At 63.1% G+C, this 22,540-nt stretch carries 22 protein-coding genes; 7 read left to right on the forward strand and 15 right to left on the reverse strand.

From position 1 onward, the window contains the following. Positions 1–12 precede the first annotated feature (12 nt). Positions 13–1,212 carry a cyanate transporter gene (locus ACP39K_RS17595; RefSeq protein WP_321161827.1) on the reverse strand — a complete coding sequence of 400 codons (1,200 nt, stop codon included), beginning with the start codon at positions 1,210–1,212 and terminating at the stop codon, positions 13–15. Between the two features lie 126 nt (positions 1,213–1,338). On the opposite strand from ACP39K_RS17595, the gene ACP39K_RS17600 reads away from it, so the two are divergent. Then, positions 1,339–2,193: a LysR family transcriptional regulator gene (locus ACP39K_RS17600; RefSeq protein WP_033639068.1), complete on the forward strand. Its 855-nt coding sequence runs from the start codon at positions 1,339–1,341 to the stop codon at positions 2,191–2,193. A 6-nt stretch (positions 2,194–2,199) separates the two neighbouring features. Here ACP39K_RS17600 and ACP39K_RS17605 read toward each other — a convergent pair whose 3' ends face one another. Beyond that, complete coding sequence (locus ACP39K_RS17605) at positions 2,200–2,640, reverse strand: DNA-binding protein (protein WP_497008727.1); 441 nt, start codon at positions 2,638–2,640, stop codon at positions 2,200–2,202. Further along, positions 2,591–3,211, reverse strand: a complete 621-nt coding sequence (locus tag ACP39K_RS17610) for a nucleotidyltransferase domain-containing protein (protein ID WP_016929554.1) — start codon at positions 3,209–3,211, stop codon at positions 2,591–2,593. Before ACP39K_RS17610 ends, ACP39K_RS17605 begins: the two co-directional genes overlap by 50 nt. Before the next feature lie 205 nt (positions 3,212–3,416). Between ACP39K_RS17610 and ACP39K_RS17615 the strand changes: the two genes are divergently transcribed. The 3 genes from ACP39K_RS17615 to ACP39K_RS17625 all read left to right on the forward strand — a co-directional run bounded on the left by ACP39K_RS17615 (position 3,417) and on the right by ACP39K_RS17625 (position 6,383). Then, complete coding sequence (locus ACP39K_RS17615) at positions 3,417–4,805, forward strand: amidohydrolase family protein (protein ID WP_033639070.1); 1,389 nt, start codon at positions 3,417–3,419, stop codon at positions 4,803–4,805. Positions 4,806–4,905: 100 nt separating this feature from the next. Beyond that, on the forward strand, positions 4,906–5,457 hold the full coding sequence (locus ACP39K_RS17620; protein ID WP_033639071.1) for a cysteine hydrolase family protein: 552 nt from the start codon (positions 4,906–4,908) through the stop codon (positions 5,455–5,457). Between the two features lie 2 nt (positions 5,458–5,459). Next, positions 5,460–6,383, forward strand: coding sequence for a GlxA family transcriptional regulator (locus tag ACP39K_RS17625; RefSeq protein WP_497008728.1), 924 nt, complete (start codon positions 5,460–5,462; stop codon positions 6,381–6,383). On the opposite strand, the gene ACP39K_RS17630 is transcribed toward ACP39K_RS17625, so the two are convergent. Beyond that, positions 6,378–7,370 (reverse strand): acyltransferase, encoded by a 993-nt coding sequence (locus ACP39K_RS17630; RefSeq protein WP_497008729.1) that lies wholly within the window; start codon positions 7,368–7,370, stop codon positions 6,378–6,380. The two genes, ACP39K_RS17625 and ACP39K_RS17630, sit on opposite strands and share 6 nt — an antisense overlap. Before the next feature lie 217 nt (positions 7,371–7,587). Here ACP39K_RS17630 and ACP39K_RS17635 point away from each other — a divergent pair, with 217 nt between their 5' ends. Further along, positions 7,588–8,835, forward strand: a complete 1,248-nt coding sequence (locus ACP39K_RS17635) for an MFS transporter (protein ID WP_028127797.1) — start codon at positions 7,588–7,590, stop codon at positions 8,833–8,835. 53 nt (positions 8,836–8,888) lie between these two features. Here the strand turns inward: ACP39K_RS17635 and ACP39K_RS17640 are convergent, their stop codons facing one another. Then, positions 8,889–9,515, reverse strand: coding sequence for a LysE family translocator (locus tag ACP39K_RS17640; RefSeq protein ID WP_033639074.1), 627 nt, complete (start codon positions 9,513–9,515; stop codon positions 8,889–8,891). Between the two features lie 121 nt (positions 9,516–9,636). On the opposite strand from ACP39K_RS17640, the gene ACP39K_RS17645 reads away from it, so the two are divergent. Continuing rightward, positions 9,637–10,548: a LysR family transcriptional regulator gene (locus tag ACP39K_RS17645; RefSeq protein WP_033639075.1), complete on the forward strand. Its 912-nt coding sequence runs from the start codon at positions 9,637–9,639 to the stop codon at positions 10,546–10,548. Positions 10,549–10,559: 11 nt separating this feature from the next. On the opposite strand, the gene ACP39K_RS17650 is transcribed toward ACP39K_RS17645, so the two are convergent. The 10 genes from ACP39K_RS17650 to fdnG form a co-directional block, all read right to left on the reverse strand. Beyond that, on the reverse strand, positions 10,560–10,835 hold the full coding sequence (locus ACP39K_RS17650) for a type II toxin-antitoxin system RelE/ParE family toxin (RefSeq protein WP_033636570.1): 276 nt from the start codon (positions 10,833–10,835) through the stop codon (positions 10,560–10,562). Then, the gene (locus ACP39K_RS17655) at positions 10,835–11,095 is read right to left on the reverse strand and encodes a CopG family ribbon-helix-helix protein (RefSeq protein ID WP_033639076.1); all 261 of its coding nucleotides are present in this window, start codon (positions 11,093–11,095) and stop codon (positions 10,835–10,837) included. Before ACP39K_RS17655 ends, ACP39K_RS17650 begins: the two co-directional genes overlap by 1 nt. Before the next feature lie 82 nt (positions 11,096–11,177). Then, the gene (gene selB / locus ACP39K_RS17660) at positions 11,178–13,019 is read right to left on the reverse strand and encodes a selenocysteine-specific translation elongation factor (RefSeq protein ID WP_060444909.1); all 1,842 of its coding nucleotides are present in this window, start codon (positions 13,017–13,019) and stop codon (positions 11,178–11,180) included. Further along, complete coding sequence (selA, locus tag ACP39K_RS17665) at positions 13,016–14,410, reverse strand: L-seryl-tRNA(Sec) selenium transferase (protein WP_089185152.1); 1,395 nt, start codon at positions 14,408–14,410, stop codon at positions 13,016–13,018. Before selA ends, selB begins: the two co-directional genes overlap by 4 nt. Positions 14,411–14,477: 67 nt before the next feature. Then, a complete protein-coding gene (locus ACP39K_RS17670) occupies positions 14,478–15,083 on the reverse strand; it encodes a glutathione S-transferase (protein ID WP_004934025.1) in 606 nt (201 codons plus the stop codon). Positions 15,084–15,118: 35 nt separating this feature from the next. Beyond that, complete coding sequence (locus ACP39K_RS17675) at positions 15,119–15,769, reverse strand: DcrB/PsbP domain-containing protein (RefSeq protein WP_033639079.1); 651 nt, start codon at positions 15,767–15,769, stop codon at positions 15,119–15,121. 114 nt (positions 15,770–15,883) lie between these two features. Then, positions 15,884–16,813 (reverse strand): formate dehydrogenase accessory protein FdhE, encoded by a 930-nt coding sequence (fdhE, locus tag ACP39K_RS17680; protein WP_089185151.1) that lies wholly within the window; start codon positions 16,811–16,813, stop codon positions 15,884–15,886. Then, entirely contained in the window at positions 16,813–17,448 is a 636-nt protein-coding gene (gene fdoI / locus ACP39K_RS17685) for a formate dehydrogenase cytochrome b556 subunit (protein WP_004934017.1), read from the reverse strand. Before fdoI ends, fdhE begins: the two co-directional genes overlap by 1 nt. Further along, positions 17,445–18,347 carry a formate dehydrogenase subunit beta gene (gene fdxH, locus ACP39K_RS17690; protein ID WP_004934014.1) on the reverse strand — a complete coding sequence of 301 codons (903 nt, stop codon included), beginning with the start codon at positions 18,345–18,347 and terminating at the stop codon, positions 17,445–17,447. The genes fdoI and fdxH overlap by 4 nt, the downstream gene beginning before the upstream one ends. A gap of 12 nt (positions 18,348–18,359) precedes the next feature. Beyond that, a complete protein-coding gene (fdnG, locus tag ACP39K_RS17695; RefSeq protein WP_086013585.1) occupies positions 18,360–21,407 on the reverse strand; it encodes a formate dehydrogenase-N subunit alpha in 3,048 nt (1,015 codons plus the stop codon). A gap of 416 nt (positions 21,408–21,823) precedes the next feature. Here fdnG and sodA point away from each other — a divergent pair, with 416 nt between their 5' ends. After that, positions 21,824–22,444, forward strand: a complete 621-nt coding sequence (gene sodA, locus ACP39K_RS17700) for a superoxide dismutase [Mn] (RefSeq protein WP_004934003.1) — start codon at positions 21,824–21,826, stop codon at positions 22,442–22,444. Positions 22,445–22,540 lie beyond the last annotated feature (96 nt).

A 22,540-nucleotide genomic window follows, 5' to 3' on the forward strand; every position in this document is an offset into this window, starting at 1 on the left:
ATGACAGAAATATTATTCGGCGAACGCCCGCCGATAGCTGTGCGGGTGGAAGCGCCAGGTGATGGCGATCAGCACCACCACCAGCAGCGCGTGGATCTGCCAGTCCAGCACGAAGCCGCCGCTGTAATCGCGCAGCAGGCCGGAAAGGTAAGGCGTGACGCCCGCCAGCAGGAAACCGACACCCTGCATGAAGGCCACCAGCCGCCCGGCCGCCGCCGGCTGGTGCAGATGATCGAGCGCCAGCACCAGGCACAGCGGGAACGCGCCGCCCAGCCCCAGCCCGGAAAGCAACACCCACAGCCACGGCAACGTCTGCGGCAGATAAATCAGGCCGATAAAGCCGATCAGTTGCATCATCAGCGCCAGCAACAGCAGCGGCCGCCGGTCATGGTTGCGCGCCAGCGCCGGCAACAGCAGCGCGCCCACGACCTGGCCGAAGGTCATCAGCGCCAGCAGCGAACCGCTGGCCTGCGGCTGCCAGCCTAGCTGCATGTAATACGGCGGCAGCCAAGCGATCAGGCTGGTATAGCCGCCGTTGATCAGGCCGAAATAGGCGCCGAGCAGCCAGGCGCGCCGGTTGCGCAGCAGGCTTGGGCCGCGGTGTTCTCCCGCCGCGCCCAGGCGAGACAGCCCCCGGCTGACCGGCCACCAGGCCACTAGCGCCACCAGGGCCGGCAACGCCCACCAGGCCAGCGCGCTGTGCCAGTCGTGCCCCGCGCTCATCAGCCACGGGGTGATCGCCGCCCCCAGCCCGCCGCCGCCCATCAGCGCCGCCGACCACAGCCCGGCCACCAGCGCCATGCTTTTAAGGAAGTGATGCTTGATGATGCCGGGCATCACCGCCTGGATCACCCCGATACCAAGCCCACCCAGCACCGCGCTCATCAGCAGTTGCACGCTGCCGGGGGCCAGTTCGCGCCAAAGCGCGCCCAGTCCGATCGCCAGCAGGCTCAACGCCACGGCGCTGCGTTCGCTGAACAGCCGATTGATGGCGCCGCCCGCCAGCGCCATCAGCCCCATCATCAGCACCGGCAGCGTGGTCAGCAGCGCCGCGCCGCCAAAGCTCAGCCCGGTGGCCTGGCGCAGCGTCGGCAGCAACGGGCCGATCGAGGTCAACAGCGGCCGCATGTTCAGGCCGATCAACACCAGCGCCAGCAACAGAGGGTTGAGCCAGCGGCGTGGGGAAGGTGAATTAACAGAATGATTTAACACGGCATATTCCTGGTACTGCGAAATGAAGAGTGCGGCGTCACAGCGCGATCGCCGCAGCGTTGCGTTACTGTAGGCAACGCCGCTAGTATTGGGAAATTAAATAATAAAATAGCCAACAGTGGGAAAATGAATCGCTACCCGATGTTCAATCCGCAGCTGCTGCTCAGCTTCGTCGCCGTGTGCGACAGCAACAGCTTCACCCGCGCCGCAGAGCGGGTGTTTTTGTCGCAGTCCACCGTCAGCCAGCAGGTGCGCCGGCTGGAAGAGATGCTGGGCAAGCCGCTGTTTGAGCGTTCCTCGCACCAGGTGCTGCTGACCGAAGAAGGCGTCAAGCTGTTGAGCTACGCGCGCCGCATTATCGCGCTGAATGAAGAAGCCCATGACGCGCTGACCGGCATCTGGCGCGACGGCGTGCTGCGGATCGGCATGCCGGAGGATTTCGCCGTGCCCACCACCGAACTGCTGGCCGACTTCAGCCGCGAGCACCCGCACCTGCGGCTGGACGTCGCCAGCGGCCTGAGCGCCGATCTGCACAGCGCCTACGCGCGTGAAGAGCTGGATCTGATCCTGGTGAAACAGCGCCGCCGGCAACCGCCGCGCGCCGCGCGGCCGGAACCGCTGCTGTGGCTGGACAGCCTGGCCTTCCCGGCCATCGAGCAATCGCCAGTGCCGCTGGCGGTATTTCCACTGAACGGCCTGTACCGCGACGAGCTGTGCCAGGCGCTCGACAACCTCGGCAAACGCTGGCGCATCGGCTACAGCAGCGCCAGCCTGGCGGCGCTGACCGCCGCTTCGGCCGCCGGGCTGGGCGTCACCCTGCTGCCGGCCGGCTGCCGTTTGCCGACGCACCGGGTGCTGGGCGGAGCCGAAGGATTGCCGCCGATAGACAGCTTCGAACTGGCGCTCTACTACCGCGACGGCGCCCCTGCCGCCACGCTGGCGCTGGCCCAGCGGCTAACGGTGTTTTGCGGGTTGAAGTAAGGCAGCTTACGCCACTATCTGCGGATGTTCGTGCTGCAGCCAGTCGATAATCCGTACCCACAGCGCTTCTGTCTGCTCAAGGCAAGCCTGTACCGCCGCGTCCGTCACCAAGTCGCCGGAATAATCCGCCACGTTGCGCTGTTTTCGCAATGCATCCAGGCAGATCATTTCCTCTCGCGGCAGCCCTACGGTGAGCGGCAACGATTGGATCATGATCTGGTGATGGCCGGGTTTGCTGGTCAGCGTGCGGTATCCTTTGGCTTGCAAAGCGTCATTCGCCATTTGCATGACCGCTTTATATGCCGTGTCGAAACGGCTCTCATTGCTGAGCTGAGTGATACCCGCATCGCGTCGATTGCGAGCGGCGGCGGCCAGCAATTTTTTAATCGCCCCCGCGTCAGGCGTTATCACCTCCAGTCCCAGCCCGACCAGATTGTCCAGCGTCATCCTTGTCTCCCGCAATCCAAAGTTGGGGTTTCTGCATAATGTCCTGTATAAACGCGGAGTTCTCGGCCAAAGCCGCTCGCCACTCTTCTGGCGAGTACAGTTTGGGGTTAATTTCCCGACCCAGCGTTGCCTGCAGCGGGTAAACCGCCTGAATCACCTCCGCAAAAGACAGTTTGCCGACAATCAGAACATCGATATCACTGGCCGCCGTCGCTTTGCCACTGGCGACAGAACCAAAAATAAAAGCGCGTTCAATAGCTTCGCCAAACGCTGCCAATGTCTGCCTTAAGCACTCCGCCGGCCCGCAAACCTTGCGGAAAATCGCCGCCAGCTCAGGGAAAATCAGGCAATCGGCGTTGGCCTGATAGCAAATTTGGTTGCCCTGCCGCTGCCTGAGCAAGATGCCGCTCTCCGCCAACCTGCTCAACTCTTTATGTAAAGTGCCGGCCTGAGTTGCGGTGCGCCGCGCAATTTCTCGCACATGAAACGCACGCCCGGCTTCAATAAACAGCAGGCTTAGCACTTTTCTACGGTATTCGCTGAACAGCAACTCGAGCATCGGATCGTGCATAACGCTAACCTCATGTAGCTTTAATGGCTACAAATGTAGCCATTAAAGCTACGAAAGAGCAAGCCAGGAAAATCCTTGCCCCGGCGCACGCCGGTCATTACCAAATCGAATAGTCACCAGTGGCAAATGTCGCTGCCAACCGGCCGGTTCCTCTCCTAAATTGGAGGATGTTTTCACCCCTCACCTCTGGATTAAGGAACCGAACGTGGAAAACCCTCAGCAACCGGGCCGCAGAGCCTTCCTCAGCCAAACCGGCAAACTCACCACCGCCTGCGCGGTGATCGGCCTGACAGGCGGCATGGCACAGGCCGCTTCGCCTGGCGGCGAGCCGTGTGCGCCAACGCCGATGACCCTGACCGATCGCCACTACTGCCTGAGTGAGGTGCGGCTGGAAGACGGCTTTGAATACGACGGCGAAACGGTGATCGGCACCCGCACCGCGCTGTACACCCTGGAGATCAAAGACGGCAAGATCGCCGCCATTCATGCCGCCAACGCCGCGTTGCCCGCCGGCGTGCCTCGCTATCAGGCGCGGGGCCAGCTGCTGCTGCCGGCGTTCCGCGATATGCACATCCACCTGGACAAAACTTTCTACAGCGGCCCGTGGCAGGCGCCGCGCCCGCGCCAGGGCAAAACCATCATGGACATGATCGCGCTGGAGCAGACGCTGATCCCGAAACTGCTGCCCACCTCGCAGCAGCGAGCGGAAAACCTGATTGCCCTGCTGCAGTCCAAAGGCAGCACCGTGGCGCGCAGCCACTGCAATATCGATCCGGTCAGCGGCCTGAAAAGCCTGGAGCACCTGCAGCGCGCGCTGGAAAACCACCGGGCGGACTTCAGCTGTGAAATCGTCGCCTTCCCGCAGCACGGCCTGTTGCACTCCAAAGTCGACGCGCTGATGCGCGAAGCGATGCAGATGGGCGTGCAGTACGTCGGCGGGCTGGATCCGACCAACGTCGACGGCGCGATGGAGAAATCGCTCGACGCCATGTTCCAGATCGCCCTCGATACCGGCAAAGGCGTGGATATCCACCTGCATGAAACCAGCCCGGCCGGGGTCGCCGCCATCAACTACATGATCGCCACCGTGGAGAAAAACCCGGCGCTGCGCGGCAAGGTCACCATCAGCCACGCTTTCGCCCTGACCACGCTGACGCCGGGCGAACTGGCGGAAACCGCCACCCGGCTGGCGGCGCAGCAGATCACCATCGCCTCCACGGTGCCGATCGGCGGCCTGATGATGCCGCTGCCGCAGCTCAGCGAGAAAGGGGTGTTCGTGATGACCGGCACCGACAGCGTGATCGACCACTGGTCGCCGTTCGGCACCGGCGACATCCTGGAGAAGGCCAATCTGTACGCCCAGCTGTACCGCGGCTCCGACGAGTATCACCTGTCGCGCGCCATGGCCATCTCCACCGGCGGCGTGCTGCCGCTGGACGATAAGGGGCAGCGCGCCTGGCCGAAAGCCGGCGACGCCGCCGAGTTCGTGCTGGTCAACGCCAGCTGTTCCGCCGAGGCGGTCGCCCGTCTGCCGACGCGCAGCGCCACCTTCCATCGGGGGCGCCTGGTGGCCGGTCAGGTGAGCAAAGCCTAAGGTCGGTCCGCTGTTGTCATCATGATGGCCGTTTTTGGCCTTCTGTCCGAGTAAGGCGCGGCGCAAGATGGTCGCTACACACACTGGCGGAGGGCCGAAAATGTCACAGAGCGCGTTATTGATCATCGATGTCCAGCAATCATTCCAGCACCGTCCATTCTGGCAGGAGGACGATCTGCCGGCGTTTCAACAGGCTCTGACCCGCCTGATCGCGGGCTGCCGACAACGCGGCGCGGCGCTGGTCGACGTGCTGCACGTCTCGCCGCAGGGGCCGTTCTCACTGGCTTCAGGCTACGTGCAGCGCCTGCCGTTCCTCACCCACCAGGCGGATGTCACCGTGCATAAGCATGTGCACAATGCGCTGACCGAATCCGGCCTCGACGCCTGGCTGCGCGAGCGGGACATCACCCACCTGATCGTCTCCGGCATCCGCACCGAACAGTGCTGCGAAACCACCACCCGGGTGGCGTCCGACCTCGGTTATCGGGTGACTTTCGTCACCGAGGCGACGTTAACCTTCCCGATGCGCCATCCCGACGGCGAAGTCTTTACCCCCGCGCAGTTGAAGCGGCATACTGAAACCGTACTGGTCGATCGTTTCGCCCGCATCGCCAGCGTGGATGAGGCGCTGGCGCAACTCGCACAGGAGTAACCATGCCGCAGGCCGTCTATTTTCTGCTGTTGCCCAACGTGCTGTCGCTCGACGTCAGCGGCCCGGCGGAAACCCTGCGCCTCGCCGGGTCGTTCAGCCTGCGTTACCTCAGCCCGGCGCCGCAGGTCGTCTGCTCCATCGGCATGACGCTGAGCGGCCTGCAGCCGTTGCCCGAACGCCTGGAAGACGGCGCCATTCTGGTGCTGCCGGGCGTCGGCGATTCGCAGCGCTATTTCGCCGGTGAAGAGGCCGAGCAGGCCCGCCGCTGGCTGGCGACGCTGCGGCCCGATCTGCAGCGGCAGCGCATCACCCTGGTGTGCATCTGCTCCGGCGCGCTGCTGGCGGCGCAGGCCGGGCTGCTCGACGGCTATCAGTGCACCACCCACCACGACGTTATCGAGCGTATCCGCCGGCAGGCGCCGGCGGCGCAGGTGAAAGAGAACCGCATCTTCGTCGAAGACCGCGGCGTCTATACCAGCGCGGGCATCACCACCGGCATCGATTTGGCGCTGCATCTGGTTCACCGCCACTGCGGCTCCGGCCGGGCGCGCGACGTCGCACGCGACATGGTGGTTTATTTCCGCCGCGCCGGCGACGATCCGCAGCTGTCGCCCTGGCTGCGCTACCGCAACCACCTGCACCCGGCGGTACACCGCGCGCAGGACGTGATGGCCGCCGAGCCGGAGGCCGACTGGTCGGTGCCGCAGATAGCGGAGAAGGCGCACGTCAGCAGCCGCCATCTGGCGCGGCTGTTTCGCAGCCACGTCGGCATCAGCGTACGGGAATATCATGAACAGCTGCGGTTGGCGGTGGCGCAACAGCGCCTGCAGCAAGGATATGGCTTGGAGAAGGCCGCGCTGGCGGCCGGTTTTTCCTCCGGGCGGCAGCTGCGCCGCGCCCAGCAGCGCCAGCGCTCGCCGCTATGACACCAGCCGGCGGGTATCCAGCCGCTGCAGGCCGACAGACAGCAGCAGGCTGAGCCCCAGCGCCACGCCGAACACCCAGAAGATATCCAGCAGCGGGTGGCCGGTGAAATCCAGGTGCCGATTGCGCATCACGTTGACGATCAGGGCGTGAAAACCGTAAATCGCCAGCGAATGGCGGGAAAACGCGCTCAGCCAGCCGATCGGCTGCGGCAGACAGTGTTTCACCCACACCAGCAGCGCCACCGCCGCCATAAACACCAGCGGGCCGCTGTAGATGTAGTAGGTATCGGCGAAGTTGCCGTTGATGAACAGCTGATGTTTGGTGCCGCGCGCGATCAGCGCCACGCACAGCGCAAATCCCAACGCCGCCAGCCAGCCCACGGCGCGCCCGCGCGTCTCCATCATGCCAATCGCCCGCCCGGCCAACGCATACAGTAGGTAGTAGAAGGTATCGCCGTAGATATACAGGTTAACCGGCAGCAGATGCGCGTTGCCGAAGGTCAGCTTGTCGGTATTCGGGTTGGCGATCGCCGCCAACACCACCAGCGCGGCGGCCAGGTAGCGGCGCGACACCGGTTTGACGCTGATCAGCGGCGACAGCAGGTAAATCACTGCAATGGCGTAGAAAAACCACAGATGATAGAACACCGGCTTTTGCAACATGCCGCGCAGCGACGGCCAGAAACCGATCTTGGTGAAGGCCGCGATGTAGATCAGCGCGATGGCGCTGTAGAACAGAATGCAGCAGGCGATGCGGGTGAAATGCCGCCGGCCGGCGCTCTTTTCGCCGAAGAACAGGTAGCCGGAAATCATAAAGAACAGCGGCACCGACACGCGCGACAGCGAGTTCAGCACGTTGGCGATATCCCAGTTGTGCAGCCCTATCGCCGCGCCGTTGGTGACGTAATAGGTGGTGGCGTGGATCATCACCACCATCATGCACGCCATCGCCCGCAGGTTGTCTATCCAGCCGATTTTCTCGCTCAAACGCTCGCCCGATCTTGTGTCATATTGATATGTTAAGAAGAGGTTATCGGGCACGGCGTTCGGCGACAACCCAAAAGCGAAATATCAGAATGCACTTAAACAACACCTTATGATTGCGAAGGTGAACAATTGGCGGCAAAATAGCCGCCACAACTCGCTCAGTTTGCGCTTCCCGCCCTGGCAGTTCCTTTTTCTCTTTTACTATCAGTACAATAATATGAAAACGACATTACCACCTGCGGCACGTTTGGGCCGACAGGCGCTTTTATTCCCTCTTTGTCTGGTGCTGTTCGAGTTCGCCACCTATATCGGCAACGATATGATTCAGCCGGGCATGCTGGCCGTCGTGGCGGATTTCAACGCCGGCGAAGAGTGGGTGCCTACCTCGATGACCGCCTATCTGGCCGGCGGCATCTTCCTGCAGTGGCTGCTCGGGCCGCTGTCGGATCGCCGCGGCCGTCGTCCGGTGATGCTGGCCGGGGTGGCGTTCTTTATCGTCTCCTGCCTGGCGATCCTGCTGGTCACCACCATCGAGCAGTTTATCGCCATGCGTTTCCTGCAGGGCATCGGCCTGTGCTTTATCGGCGCGGTCGGCTACGCCACGATCCAGGAGTCGTTCGAGGAGGCGGTGTGCATCAAGATCACCGCCCTGATGGCCAACGTGGCGCTGATCGCCCCGCTGCTGGGGCCGCTGGCCGGCGCGGCGCTGATCCACGTCGCGCCGTGGCAAAGCATGTTCGTGCTGTTTGCGGCGCTGGCGGCCATCGCCTTCTACGGCCTGTGGAAAGCCATGCCGGAAACCGCCACGCTGCAGGGCGAGGCGTTTTCCGCCGCCAACCTATGGCGCGACTACCGCCAGGTGCTGGGCAACCGCCGCTTCCTGTGCGGCGCCCTGGCGATCGGTTTCGCCAGCCTGCCGCTGCTGGCCTGGATCGCCCAGTCGCCGGTGATCCTGATCAGCGGTGAGTCGCTGTCGACGCTGGATTATGGCCTGCTGCAAATCCCGGTGTTCGGCGCGCTGATCCTCGGCAACCTGACGCTGGCGCGTCTGACCGGCAAAAACAGCGTGGAGCGCCTGATCAAGCTGGGCGCGGGCCCGATGCTGCTGGGGCTGCTGATCGCCGCGCTGGCGACCCAGTTCTCCAGCCACGCCTACCTGTGGATGACCGCCGGCCTGAGCCTGTACGCTTTCGGCATCGGCCTCGCCAACGCCGGGCTGTACCGCCTGACGCTGTTCTCCAGCAATGTCAGCAAAGGCACGGTGTCGGCCACTATGGGCATGCTGAGCATGATGGTGTTCACCGTCGGCATCGAGCTGGCCAAGGTCGCCTACGTCTGGGGCGGCAGCGGGCTGTTCAACCTGTTCAACCTCATCAGCGGCCTGTGCTGGCTGACGCTGGTGGCGCTGTTCCTCGGCAAACGCCGCAACGGCGACCCCACGCCGCAGCCGAACGGCGCGGTGTAAACGCGACGATAAAACGCCGGTCCGGTTTCCCGACCGGCGTTTTTTATGCGGCTTCAGCCGAGCAGCCCCCACAGTGCATACCCCGTTCCCACCATCGCCACCGCCAACAACAGCAACGCCGACAGAACGGAGATCGCCCGTCGCGCGCGCTGCAGCGCCGTTCCCGACAGCAGGGTGATATAGGCCAGCAAAATGGCGAAGTCCGCCAGCACCCACAGCGCGGTCAGCAGCGTCAGGCTAGCGCCGATCGAGGGGGTGACGGCGATGAACTGCGGGAAAAAGGCGACGAAGAAAATGATGTCCTTGGGGTTGGCGATCCCCACCAGAAAACCGTTCAGGATCGCCGAGCGTTTTTGCGGCGGCGTAACGGGCGGCGCATCGGGGGGACGCGCGGATAAATCCTCATACAGCGAGACGATCGCCATGCGGCCGATAAACAGGCAACCCAGCAGGCCTGTCCACTGCAGCAAGCGCATATCCACCGCGAACAGCCCGGTGACAACCAGCGCGGCGATGCCGATCAGCAACAAGGAGGCCCCGTTGCTGCCCAGCGCGGTCAACAGCGCGCGCCGGGCGCCAAAGCGCGCCGCGGTGTTGGCGACCATCACCACCACCGGCCCCGGCGTGGCGATCAGCAAGAAAATGGCGGCGCAATACGCCGCCAGCAACGACAGGTTCATCTTTATTTCACTCACATTCAGTCAGTTGGCGTCGCGCCATTATCATGCCGCCGCCCCCGCCTTGAAAAAGGAGTAATCCTGTCGTTTACTGTGAATCAGACTCATTATTAGAGACGCCGCGATGGCCAGTTCCCTTCCGCCGCTTTACGCCCTGCGCGCCTTCGAAAGCGCCGCCCGCACCGGCTCGTTCACGCTGGCCGCCGACGAGCTGCATCTCACCCCCAGCGCCGTCAGCAAGCACATCAAAACGCTGGAGCAGCACTTCGGCTGCCGGCTGTTCCAGCGCAACGGCCCGCGTATCGAGGTCACGCCGCAGGGGAAAATCTTCGCCGCCGAGCTGCAGCAAGGGTTTGGCCGCATCGAGCAAGCCTGCGAGCTGTTCAGAAGCCACCGCGATCTGCTGCGGCTGAAGGCGCCCTCCACCCTGACCCTGCGCTGGCTGCTGGACTGCCTGAGCCGGTTCCGGCAAACGGCGCAGGCGTTCGAGGTGCAGGCAGCCAGCGTCTGGATGGACATCGACAGCGTGGATTTTTTCAGCGAACCCTACGACTGCGCCATCCTGCTCGGCAACGGCCATTTTGGCGCCAACACCGCCGCCGCCAGGCTGTTCGACGAATGGCTGATCCCAATTTGCGCCCCCGCGCTGCTCGCCGACGGCCAGCGGGATCTCGCCGCCTGCCCGCTGATCCACCCGTCGCCCGATCGGCGCGACTGGCGGCGCTGGCTGCAAAAAAGCGGCATCGCGGCCCCGATCGATCTCACGCGCGGCCAGGTATTTGATTCGCTGGAACAGGGCAACGCGGCGGCCATCGCCGGGCACGGCGTCTCGATCGGCGATCTGGCGCTGAGCCTGCGGACGATTGAGGAGGGATTATTGGCGCTGCCTTGTGACGTCGCCGTGCGCACCGGCGACGGTTACTATCTGGTTTGGCCGGAAGAATCGGCAAAACGGCCGCTGATCGAACGTTTACAGGCGTTTCTCACCGCCCAGACGCCCGACGTCAGCCGGGCCGCCGTCAGATTTATCGGGTAGGGGAATTCGGCCTATCGCTCTTCGCGGGTATGCCAAATACGCAGAACATAAATCGTTGCCGGCTGCACCTGGTAACGTATCTCATAACGGCCGACCAGAATACGCCTCACTTCCTGCGGTAAAAACTCATCCAGTCTTTCACCCAGGCGAGGATTATCGAGCAACGCTTTAGGCGCGGCGACCAAGGCCTTCACCGAATTCGCTGCCGCAGTGCGGTTAGCCAAGGCAAGAAACTCAAACAAACGCGCCAAATCCGATAGCGCCTTACTCGTCCATTTTAATTCCATCAGCGCGGTACCGGCAGCGGCTCGTCACTGTCCAGGCTGGCAGCCCAGGCTTCTACCGACTCATGATCGATAACGTTTTGCTGTTCGACATCGGCCAGCGCCGCCAGCGTTAATCGACGGCGTTCTTCCTCTTGCTCAAGCCAGGCAGCGAGGGCTTGCTTCACTATCCATCCCCGTGAACGTTCAAGTTTGGCGGCCATTTCATCCACCTTTTCAGCCAAAGGCAGCGGCACATGAGCGGTGATGACTTTCGTATTCATCGTCTTGCTCCTCAGTACAATCAACATCAATCAAAGTGATTAAAGCTGATTATACCGCCATCAGAGAACAAAAAACACGCAATCAGTTGCCGAACAACCCGCCGTCGCGCAGCAGATGCTCGTTGCCCTTGCGACGGGTAAAGCCGCTGCGATCGAAGAACTCCAGCACCTGGATCGCCAGCTTGCGCCCGACGCCGAGCCGATCGCGGAAATCGGCGGCGTTGGCGCCGCCGCGCTCCGCATCCAGCTCGCGGATCAGCGCCGCGAACTGATCGATGCGTCGGCTGAGGTAGTAACGATCCACCACCACCGCCGTCACATGGCCCAACTGGGCCGCCTTGCGCAGCAGCGCGCGCACCCGGCTCTCTTCCTCTCCCAGTTCGCTCGCCAAATCGCGCACCCACCACGGCTCGTCGCCGAACAGCGGTTCGATGCGCGCCCACAGCGGCGCCTCTTCGGCGCTGAACGCCAGGCCGTGTTCCGGCAGGTGCAGCCAGCCGCGCGTATTGCGCAGCGCGCCGGCCTTCAGCAACCGATCGATCATCATAAACACCAACGCCTCCGGCTGCTGAGGCAGAGCCATGCGCCGCAGGCGGGCGCGCCCTAAGCCCAACTGATCGGCGTGCTGTTGGTGATAGTCCGTCAGCACCTGCAGCAGGCGGCTTTCCGCCTGTTGCACCTGATCCTGCGCCAGCGCCCGGTCACCGACGATCAGCAGATCGCCGTTCGCCAACAGCTCGTTCAGGCCATCGTCCGTCAATTGTCGCGCCCAGGCGAACGCCGCCAGCGACAGCGCGCCGTGCGGCAACTCAAGCGCCAGCGCCTGCGCATCGTCTTGCGCCTGCGCCAAGGCCTGCAGCCATGCCAGATAGTCCGGCTGACGCTTGCCGCGCTTGGGCGCATTGAGCTTGAGCACCCGAGCCGCGCCCAGCGTTTGCCGCGCGCCGATATCGCGCAGCACCAGCCGATCGTTCTGTGCCAACCACAGCGGGCGATCGAGGATCAGTTCCGCCAGCCCGTCGTTCAGCAACGAAATACGCCCGGTGATGTGGCTGGCGGCATGGTGCAGATGCAGCGGCTGCCAATGGCGGATCGGCCGATCCGTCTCCAGCGCCACCAGAATGCGTTCCGCCGCTTCGGGCGGGCGCTGCGCCAGCAGCCAATCGCCGCGCGCGATCCGCTCTTTATCGACATCGCCGCTGATGTTAAGCGCGATGCGCTGCCCGGCCTGCGCGTGTTCCACGGTCTGATTCTGGGCATGCAGGCCGCGCACCCGCACCGGTGCATCGGCGCCGGTCAGCCACAGCGTATCCCCCACCTTCACCCGGCCGCCGAGCGCGGTGCCGGTCACCACCAGCCCCGCCCCTTTGACGCTGAACGCGCGGTCTACCGCCAGGCGAAAACGGCGCGTCAGCGCATGCTCGCCGGGCGACAACGCCAGCAAATGCGCGCGCAGCGCCTCGATGCCCACTCCCGCCGCCGCTGCGGTCACGAACAGCGGCGCATCGGGCCAGCCCTGACGCGCCAGCTCATCGCGCACCTGGCGGCATACCTCATCGACACGAGCCGCCTCCACCCGGTCGGCCTTGGTCAGCGCCACCGTCAGCGCCGGGCGCCCGCTCAGACGCAGGATCGCCAGATGCTCGCGGGTCTGCGCCATCACGCCGTCGTCGCAGGCCACCACCAGCAGCGCATGGTCGATGCCGCCGACGCCCGCCAGCATATTGGCGAGGAATTTCTCGTGGCCGGGCACGTCGATAAAGCCCAGCACCCGGCCGTCCGGCTGCGGCCAGTAGGCGTAGCCCAGATCGATGGTCATGCCGCGGCGCTTTTCTTCCGGCAGGCGATCCGCGTTGATCCCGGAGATCGCCTGCAGCAGGGTGGTTTTGCCATGATCGACATGGCCGGCGGTGGCGATGATCATGATGCGCTCAGCGCGTCGATCAGCGCCCCTTCCTGTTCCAGACAGCGCAGATCCAGCCACAGCCGGCCGTCGCCGAGGCGGCCGATCACCGGCTGCGGCAGACGGCGCCAACGTTCAGCCAGCGCCTCCAGCGTGGCGCCGCGGCCGTCGCGCGGCGTGAAGGTCAGCGCAAAGCTGGACAGGCGATCCACCGGCAGCGAACCGCTGCCAATCTGCGACCAGCAAGGTTCGGCGCGCAGCTCGAAATCGGCGGTGAACCGCGGCGTCAGCGCCGCCAGCAGCAGCTCGGCCGCCTGTTGCATCTCCTGCTGCGGGCGGGTCAGCAACCGCAGCGTCGGCAGTTGCTCTGCCAGTTTTTCCGGCTGCAGATAGAGCCGCAGCGTGGCCTCCAGAGCCGCCAGCGTCAGCTTGCCGACGCGCAGCGCGCGTTTGAGCGGGTGCTGCTGCAAACGGGCGATCAGCGCCTTTTTGCCGACGATGATGCCGGCCTGCGGGCCGCCCAGCAGCTTATCGCCGGAGAATGTCACCAGATCGACGCCGGCGGCCAGCAGCCGCTGCGGCATCGGCTCGGCGGGCAGACCGTACTGCGCCATATCGATCAGCGAACCGCTGCCCAGATCGGTGGCGGTCGGCACGCCCTGTTCGGCCCCGAGCTGCGCCAGTTCGGCCTCGTCGACCGCCGCGGTAAAGCCCTGAATGCTGTAGTTGCTGGTGTGCACTTTCATTAACAGGCCAGTCTGCTCATTGATGGCCTGGCGGTAATCCTTCAGATGGGTGCGGTTGGTGGTGCCGACCTCCACCAATTGACAGCCGGCCTGGCGCATCACGTCGGGAATGCGGAACGCGCCGCCGATTTCCACCAGCTCGCCGCGCGACACCACCACCTCTTTGCCGGGGGCGATCGCCGCCAGCATCAGCAGCACCGCCGCCGCGTTGTTATTGACGATGCAGGCGTCCTCCGCGCCGGTCAGCCGGCACAGCAGATCCGCCACCGCCCGATCGCGATGGCCGCGCCCGGCGCCGTCCAGATCGTACTCCAGCGTCACCGCCTCCCCCATCACCGCGCTCACCGCATCCTTCACCGGCTGCGCCAGCAGGGCGCGCCCGAGATTGGTGTGCAGCACGGTGCCGCTGAGGTTGAACACCGGCAATAACGCCGGGCGTTGCTGCCGGGCCAGCTCGGCCCGCAGCGCCTGCGGCCAGTCGCCGCACCAGGCCGGCAAGCGTTGCTGTTGCTTGATCGCGTCGCGCGCCTGGGCCTGCAGCCGGCGCAACAGTTCACCGATCAGCGTCTGGCCATGCTGCGCCACCAGCGGTTCAATCGCGGGTTCACGCAGCAGACGGTCGATGGCGGGCAGTTGACTGTAAAGAAGGTGGGATTCAGTGCTCATGGTCGCTCGGTTTTCAATTTAGACGTATCGGCATAGCAAAACCCCGCCGCGGCGGGGAGAAAAAAACTCAAGGTGGCGCAGTGCGGGCGAAACTTTCGCGGGCGAACAGGCGTTCGGCCAGCTTGACCAGCGTCGGGCGCTCGACGCACCAGTTGGGCAGGATGCGGCGGAAATTGAGGTAGCCCAGCGCGCAGCCGGTGGCGATATCCGCCAGCGTCAGCCGCTCGGCATTGAGCCACGTTTTTTCCCGCGCCAGCGCCTCCAGTGCGTCCAGGCCCTGCGTCAGCTTGTCACGCTGGCGCAGCATCCAGTTTTCGTCCTGTTTTTCCGGCGCGCGCCGGCTTTCGCGAAACAGGGTCGCCGCCGCTTCGGTCACACCGTCCGCCAACGCCGCCACCTGCCGAACGCGCAACGCGGCGGCGCGTTCGGCCGGCAAAAACGCCGGCTCCACCGCCAGCAGCTCGAGGTATTCGGCCACCACCGGCGAGTCGTAAAACACCTCGCCGTCATCGGCGATCAGCACCGGCACCTTGGCGAGCGGGTTCAGCTCCTTCACCCGGCTGCCGGGCTCATACGGCGGATCGTTGACGAATTCGAACGCAATCCCCTTCTCCAGCAGCATCACGGAAATCTTGCGCACAAAGGGGCTGGTGTAACTGCCGATAAGCTTCATCCGGTCTCCTCCGCTTCGTCCTGGCCGCGGCGTCCTTACTTCACCGCCAGGGTATCGATAATCCGCTGCACCAGCGCCTGATGCACTTCCGGCGTTTTGGCCGGCGACAGCATTTGCAACGTTACCACCCGCTTGTTGAACACCGTCAACACCAGGGTGGAGACCACCTTTTGCCCGTTGACGGTCTGTTCGGTATCCACCCGGCGAAACTTCTGTTTGCCGACGCTGAAGTTCTCTTCTTTGGTGGTTTGGATATTCTGATAGCGCTCGGCCAGCACCGTGATGGCGCTCTGCGTCAGCTCTTTCAGCATTTTGTCGCTGGTATTGAGCTTCATGCCGTCCGGTGGGATCACTTCGGACGAAACCGCGCTCTGGCGCGACTTGCCGTCAAGAAAGCGCTGAATGGTGGAGGTGCTGTCGTTGATGATGCCGCTGTTCAGCGTTTGATCGCTAAAGCCCGGCGGCAGCTCGAAGGTGATCTTGCCCTTCTGCAGCGACACGTTCAGCCCCGGCGGCGCGGGCGGGGTTTCTACCGGCGCAGGCGGCGGCGGTGGCGCGGGCTGCGTCACAGTCGGTTTGGTGTCGGGTGGCGGCACCGCCGGTTTGGTGTCGTCCTTGTTGTCGCAGGCCGCCAGTCCGATCGCCAACACGGCGACCGCGGTCAGTTTTGCCAGGGTGTTTAACATCGTGGTTCCTTTCGCTTGGCGCGTTATGGCCTAAACGTAGCAACTCGCCCGGGCGATTGCCAGAAGCCCGTGCTGAAATTGCAGGTCCGGCCCCGCGCGAACGGGGCCGGGCGGTTATTCCGCCGGGAACAGGAACGGATTGATGCTGCTGCGGCCGAAGCCTTCTTCTTCCATGCGGGCGTCCAGCACCAGCGAAGCCAGATCGTCGGCCACCGCTTCGACCTGCGGGTCTTTTTCCTGATAGAGGATCTTCAGGTAAGTGCCGCAGTCGCCGCAGCTTTCCGCCTTCACCGCCGCCTGCTCGCTGTCCAGCGACCAGTAGTTGAGATCGCGGGTCTGCTCGCAGTTGCTGCACTTCACCCGCACCACGTGCCATTCGCTTTCGCACAGGTTGCAGTGCAGGTAGCGCAGGCCGTTGACGGTGCCGATATGCACCATGCTGGAAACCGGGATGCTGCCGCACACCGGGCAGAACTGGCGCTGCTCGCCGTATTCGGCGCGCGCCTTGCCGGGGATCAGGCTGGCCATCTGCGCCCAATAGAGCGACAGCGCGGCCCAGAGGAACGGCGCCTTTTCGCTGCCCACCTTGCCGAACTCGCGGTTGAGCAAGGCGTCGGCCATCAGCTCCAGCTCGTGCGCCGAGGCCTTCTCCAGGTTGTCCAGCACCACCAGGATATGCTCCGGCGCCTGCGGGCGCAGCTCGGCGATCAGCGACGTCAGCAGCTTGCGCCAGTGCTCGCTGCGCGGGAACACGCTCAGATCGAGCGGCGGTTTGCCGCTGGCGGCGCCCTGCGCCAGCGCTTCGCTCAGATCGAGCTGCAGCGGGTTATCGTGCAGCGCATGCTGCTGCGCCTGCGCCAGCTCGGCGGCGAAGTTCAGGTAGTCGCCCAGCGGATTGTCGACCGCCAGCTGACGCAGACGATCGGCGCGGCGGCTGTACAGGCTTTTCAGGTTGGCGAAAAGTAACGGCGGGATGTTCTCCGCCGTTGTGGACTTCTCACGCTGTGCCCCTAACTGCTCTTTAGGAACGATGCGGATACTCATCAGGGTTTATCTTCCTGTCGTTTCTCGCGGACCTCACGGTACCAGCGCGGATGATGTTTCTTGGCCCAGGCCGCCGGCACCCAGCCTTCCACCATCGCGGTAATGGTGCCTTTTACCCACAATGCGGCGTAAATGTGCACCATAATCACGATGATAAGGCCGACCGCGGCCAGCGAATGCACCAGCAGCGCGATGCGGATCAGCGGGATGGAGAACGACGGCGCAAAATACGGCCGCCAGATCACCACGCCGCTGGCCAGCAGCAGCACCAGGCTGATAATCGCCGCCCAGAACACGCACTTCTGGCCGAAATTATAGCGCCCGGTATCACCCACTTCCTCGTTCATGGCGATTTTGTGGATGTTCTTGGCCCAGACGATATCTTCCCGGTTGATCAGGTTATGCTTCCAGTAGCGCAGGAACATCAGCAGGAACGCGGCGAACATGATCACCCCGACAAACGGGTGCAGGATGCGCGCCAGCTGCGGCGTCCCGAAGATGTTCATCAGCCAGTTGAAGGAGGGGAAGAAGAACCCCAGCCCGCTGATGGCGGCGAACACGAAACAGAACGCCACGATCCAGTGGTTGATGCGCTCCGGCGCGCTGTAACGCTGAATGGGCTTTTCCTTTCTCATTTGCGCGTCTCCTCGTCGTGCGACTCGTCGTGCTCGTCCTCATCCTCGACGCGGTTAGGCCCGACGCCGACATAGTGGAACACGCTGGCCGCGAAGGTGGCGGCAAAACCGATGGCCGCCAGGGGTTTCCACACGCCCTTCCAGAAGGTCACCGCCGGGCTGATGCTCGGGTTGTCCGGCAAACCGTGGTACAGCTGCGGTTTGTCGGCGTGGTGCAACACGTACATCACGTGCGTGCCGCCCACCCCCGCCGGATCGTACAGACCGGCGTTCTGGTAGCCGCGGGTATTCAGCTCGCTGACGCGATCCGCCGCCACCTGCTTCATCGCTTCCTTGGTGCCGAAGTGAATGGCGCCGGTCGGGCAGGTTTTCACGCAGGCCGGTTCCTGGCCGACGTCCACGCGGTCGACGCACAGGGTGCACTTGTACACCCGGTTGTCGTCCTTGTTCATGCGCGGCACGTCGAACGGGCAGCCGGCGATGCAGTAGCCGCAGCCGATGCAGTGCTCGGACTGGAAGTCGACGATGCCGTTGGCGTACTGAATGATCGCGCCTTCCGACGGGCAGGCCTTCAGGCAGCCCGGATCGGCGCAGTGCATGCAGCCGTCCTTGCGGATCAGCCATTCCAGCTTGCCGTTTTCCTCCACCTCGGAGAAGCGCATCACCGTCCACGACTTGGCGGTCAGATCGGCGGGGTTATCGTACACCCCGACGTTGTGCCCCACTTCGTCGCGGATGTCGTTCCATTCGGAACAGGCCACCTGACAGGCCTTGCAGCCGATACAGGTGGTGACATCGATCAGTTTGGCCACTTCTTCCTGGTGGTCACGGGCGCGCGGCGCCGGCGTGAAACCATTGGTGGCGGATTTACGAATGATGTCTTGAGATTGCATGGCCATAATTCGTCTCCGTTACACCTTTTCCACGTTGACCAGGAACGCCTTGAACTCCGGCGTTTGCGTATTGGCGTCGCCGACGAACGGCGTCAGCGTGTTGGCGATAAAGCCTTTCTTCGCCACCCCTTCGTAACCCCAGTGGATCGGGATGCCGATGGTGTCGACTTCCTGGCCGTGCACCTGCAGCGTGCGAATACGCTTGGTCACCACCGCCTTGGCCTTGATGTAGCCGCGGTTGGAGCTGACTTTCACGGTGTCGCCCTGCTTGATGCCCTTCTTCTCCGCCAGCTTTTCGCCGATCTCCACGAACTGCTCCGGCTGCGCGATGGCGTTCAGCCGCGCGTGCTTGGTCCAGTAGTGGAAGTGCTCGGTCAGACGATAGGTGGTGCCGACGTAAGGGAACTTGTCGGATTTGCCCATCGCCGCCAGATCGTCCTTGAACACGCGCGCTGCCGGGTTGGACACCACGTTCGGGTGCAGCGGGTTGGTGCCGAGCGGCGTTTCGAACGGCTCGTAGTGCTCAGGGAACGGCCCTTCCGCCATCTTGTCGGTGGCGAACAGGCGGCCCATGCCTTCCGGCTGCATGATGAACGGCCCGACGTCGCTGCCCGGCGCAGCGGTGCTGTAATCCGGGATATCGGCCCCGACCCACTTGGCGCCGTCCCACTCCAGCAGTTGGCGTTTCGGATCCCACGGTTTGCCCTGCGGATCCGCCGAGGCGCGGTTGTACAGAATGCGGCGGTTGAGCGGCCATGCCCAGGCCCAGCCCAGCGTATTGCCGAGGCCGGACGGATCGGCGTTGTCGCGCCGCGCCATCTGGTTGCCGGCCGGCGTCCAGCTGCCGGCGAAGATCCAGCAACCGCTGGCGGTGGTGCCGTCGTCGCGCAACTGCGCGAACGAGCTGAGCAGCTCGCCTTTTTTCACCAGCACTTTGCCATCGGCATCCAGCAGATCCGCCAGCGCCTTGCCGTTGTTCTCCTGCGCCACCTCTTCCGGCGCCGGGTTGTCCGGCGTCAGGTAGTCCCAGGTCATGTTCAGCACCTGCTCAGGCACCGCGCCGCCGTCGCGCGCATACATCTCGCGCAGGCGGCTGAAGATGCCCGCCAGGATCTCGCCGTCGTTCAGCGCTTCGCCCGGGGCGTCCGCGCCTTTCCAGTGCCACTGCAGCCAGCGGCCGGAGTTGACGATCGAGCCGTTCTCTTCGGCGAAGCAGGTGGACGGCAGGCGGAACACTTCGGTCTGGATCTGCGAAGGATCCACCTCGTTGAACTCGCCGTGGTTCTGCCAGAAGTTGGAAGTCTCGGTGTTCAACGGATCGATGGTCACCAGGAACTTCAGCTTGGACAGCGAAGCCACCACCTTGTTTTTGTTCGGGAACGACGCCACCGGGTTAAAGCCCTGGCAGAAGTAGCCGTTGACCTTGCCCTGCGCCATCATCTCAAAGTACTGCAGCACGTCGTAGCCTTTGTCCCACTTCGGCAACCAGTCAAAGCCCCAGCTGTTGTCCTTCTGCGCCTTGTCGCCGTAGAAGGTCTTCATCATGCTGACGAAGAATTTCGGGTAGTTGCCCCAGTAGTTCACCTGGCCCGGCAGCAGCGCCTTCGGCGTGTTGGCCTTCAGGTAGGTGTCGAGATCGGTCTGTTTCTCCGAAGGCAGCGTCAAGTAGCCCGGCAGGCTCTGCGACAGCAGGCCGAGATCGGTCAGCCCCTGGATGTTGGAGTGGCCGCGCAGCGCGTTGACGCCGCCGCCCGCCATGCCCATGTTGCCGAGCAGCAGCTGGATCATCGCCATGGTGCGAATGTTCTGCGCGCCGACCGAGTGCTGAGTCCAGCCCAGGGCGTACAGGAACGAAGCGGTTTTATCCGCGACGCAGGTTTCGGCGATGTATTCGCACACCTTGAGGAAATCGTCCTTCGGCGTGCCGCAGATGTTGGTCACCACGTCAGGCGTGTAGCGGCTCACGTGCTGTTTCAGCAGGTTCCACACGCAGCGTGGATCCTGCAGCGTGACGTCGCGCTTGGCGAAGCCGTTCTCGTCGAACTGGTAGTTCCAGGTGGTTTTGTCGTACTTGCGGTTTTCCGCGTCGTAGCCGCTGAACAACCCGTCTTCGAAGGCAAAGTCTTCCCGCACCAGCAGGCTGGCGTTGGTGTAGGCCTCGACGTATTCGCGGTTGAACTTGTTGTTGGTCATCAGATACAGCAACACGCCCGACAGGAAAGCGATGTCGGTCCCGGAGCGGATCGGCGTGTAGAAGTCCGCCACCGACGCGGTTCGGGTAAAGCGCGGATCGATCACGATCAGCTTGGCATTGTTGTGTATTTTGGCTTCCATCGCCCAGCGGAACCCCACCGGATGCGCTTCCGCCGCATTACCGCCCATGACGATAATCAAATTCGCGTTCTTGATATCAACCCAGTGGTTGGTCATCGCACCGCGACCAAATGTTGGAGCAAGACTTGCTACCGTTGGTCCGTGTCAGACACGCGCCTGGTTGTCTACGGCAAGCATGCCGAGAGCGCGACTAAATTTTTGCGACAGAAAACCGGTTTCATTGCTGGCGGCCGAAGCGCACAGCATGCCGGTGGTCAGCCAACGGTTGACGGTAACGCCCTGATCGTTGGTTTTGATGAAGTTGGCGTCACGGTCTTCTTTCACCAGCTTGGCGATGCGGGTAAAGGCGTCGTCCCAGCTGATGCGCTGCCATTTGTCCGACCCCGGCGCCCGGTATTCCGGATACTTGAGGCGGCTTTCGCTGTGGATGAAGTCAACCAGGCCGGCGCCTTTCGGGCAAAGCGCGCCGCGGTTTACCGGGTGATCCGGATCCCCTTCGATATGGAAAATGCTTTCTTTGGCGTTTTTGGCGCCATCACCAAGGCTGTACATCAACAGCCCACAGCCGACGGAACAATACGTACAGGTATTACGGGTCTCGCGGGCGCGCAGCAGTTTGTACTGCCGGGTTTCCGCCAACGCCACTTCGGGGGCAAAGCCCAGCGCGGCCACCGTCGTTCCTGCCATACCGCCAGCGCAGATCTTAAAGAACTGCCTTCTGCTGACCTGCATGGGGGTCTCCTTTACTCTCGATTGTCACATTGTTCAAATGCGCCTGCCCGCTAGCGCGGCAAACGCGAATGTCACTGTTGTTATGCTTGCTACGAACGCCGGCCATATTACCACAGCGTGCTTGTGGTTGTTACACACTCGTGCTCATTCAGTGAACGCATTGGCACATTTCGATACATTTCGACGTTGGCGCTCCCTACAGTATAGAGAGTAACCAACGCGCCGGGGCGACGGTTTGAACCGGCCACCCTGCGCCCTCTTCTATCAACATGTTAACGCAACGATTTGTTCATTAACCACACAATTCACAGGGCATTGATAATCATTTTCAATATCATTTAATTAACTATAATGATCCGACTGCTTACGCGGTGCTCGCCCTTTGCGCCGCCCATACACCACTGGAGATGATGATTATGAGTTATTCACTGCCATCCCTGCCGTACGCTTACGACGCACTGGAACCGCATTTTGACAAGCAGACGATGGAAATCCATCACACCAAACACCACCAGACCTACGTCAACAACGCCAACACCGTGCTGGAAGCCTACCCTGAGCTGGCCAAATACAGCGTTGAAGAGCTGATCCAGGATCTGGACAAAGTGCCTGCCGACAAACGCACCTTCATGCGCAACAACGCCGGCGGTCACGCCAACCACAGCTTCTTCTGGAAAAACCTGAAAACCGGCACCACGCTGGGCGGCGATCTGAAAGCGGCCATCGAGCGCGATTTCGGCAGCGTTGAGAAATTCCAGGAAGAGTTCGAGAAAGCCGCAGCCACCCGCTTCGGTTCCGGTTGGGCCTGGCTGGTGCTGAAAGACGGCAAGCTGGCCGTAGTGTCTACCGCCAACCAGGACAGCCCGCTGATGGGCGAAGCCGTCGCCGGCGCTTCCGGTTTCCCAATCATCGGCCTGGACGTGTGGGAACACGCTTACTACCTGAAATATCAGAACAAACGCCCTGACTACATCAAGGCGTTCTGGAACGTGGTCAACTGGGATGAAGCCGCCGCACGCTTCGCCGCGAAGAAGTAATTCGCCCCCGTTGATAAAGATGCCCGCCACCGGCGGGTATTTTTTTGCCTGAAATCCGCTAAAGTTTGACCACTTCTTGCCGATGGTTTGTTCAAT

The sequence above is a fragment of the Serratia sp. EC4 genome (assembly GCF_059652115.1).

Bases quoted from the DNA above. Each gene is read 5' to 3' on its own strand.
- selB (WP_060444909.1), bottom strand. From the start codon at position 13,019: ATGATCATCGCCACCGCCGGCCATGTCGATCATGGCAAAACCACCCTG.
- ACP39K_RS17650 (WP_033636570.1), bottom strand. From the start codon at position 10,835: ATGGAATTAAAATGGACGAGTAAGGCGCTATCGGATTTGGCGCGTTTG.
- fdhE (WP_089185151.1), bottom strand. From the start codon at position 16,813: ATGAGTATCCGCATCGTTCCTAAAGAGCAGTTAGGGGCACAGCGTGAG.
- ACP39K_RS17610 (WP_016929554.1), bottom strand. From the start codon at position 3,211: ATGCACGATCCGATGCTCGAGTTGCTGTTCAGCGAATACCGTAGAAAA.
- ACP39K_RS17670 (WP_004934025.1), bottom strand. From the start codon at position 15,083: ATGAAGCTTATCGGCAGTTACACCAGCCCCTTTGTGCGCAAGATTTCC.
- fdxH (WP_004934014.1), bottom strand. From the start codon at position 18,347: ATGGCCATGCAATCTCAAGACATCATTCGTAAATCCGCCACCAATGGT.
- ACP39K_RS17620 (WP_033639071.1), top strand. From the start codon at position 4,906: ATGTCACAGAGCGCGTTATTGATCATCGATGTCCAGCAATCATTCCAG.
- selA (WP_089185152.1), bottom strand. From the start codon at position 14,410: ATGAGCACTGAATCCCACCTTCTTTACAGTCAACTGCCCGCCATCGAC.
- sodA (WP_004934003.1), top strand. From the start codon at position 21,824: ATGAGTTATTCACTGCCATCCCTGCCGTACGCTTACGACGCACTGGAA.
- ACP39K_RS17645 (WP_033639075.1), top strand. From the start codon at position 9,637: ATGGCCAGTTCCCTTCCGCCGCTTTACGCCCTGCGCGCCTTCGAAAGC.
- ACP39K_RS17635 (WP_028127797.1), top strand. From the start codon at position 7,588: ATGAAAACGACATTACCACCTGCGGCACGTTTGGGCCGACAGGCGCTT.
- ACP39K_RS17600 (WP_033639068.1), top strand. From the start codon at position 1,339: ATGAATCGCTACCCGATGTTCAATCCGCAGCTGCTGCTCAGCTTCGTC.
- fdoI (WP_004934017.1), bottom strand. From the start codon at position 17,448: ATGAGAAAGGAAAAGCCCATTCAGCGTTACAGCGCGCCGGAGCGCATC.
- ACP39K_RS17675 (WP_033639079.1), bottom strand. From the start codon at position 15,769: ATGTTAAACACCCTGGCAAAACTGACCGCGGTCGCCGTGTTGGCGATC.
- ACP39K_RS17625 (WP_497008728.1), top strand. From the start codon at position 5,460: ATGCCGCAGGCCGTCTATTTTCTGCTGTTGCCCAACGTGCTGTCGCTC.
- ACP39K_RS17655 (WP_033639076.1), bottom strand. From the start codon at position 11,095: ATGAATACGAAAGTCATCACCGCTCATGTGCCGCTGCCTTTGGCTGAA.
- ACP39K_RS17605 (WP_497008727.1), bottom strand. From the start codon at position 2,640: ATGACGCTGGACAATCTGGTCGGGCTGGGACTGGAGGTGATAACGCCT.
- ACP39K_RS17640 (WP_033639074.1), bottom strand. From the start codon at position 9,515: ATGAACCTGTCGTTGCTGGCGGCGTATTGCGCCGCCATTTTCTTGCTG.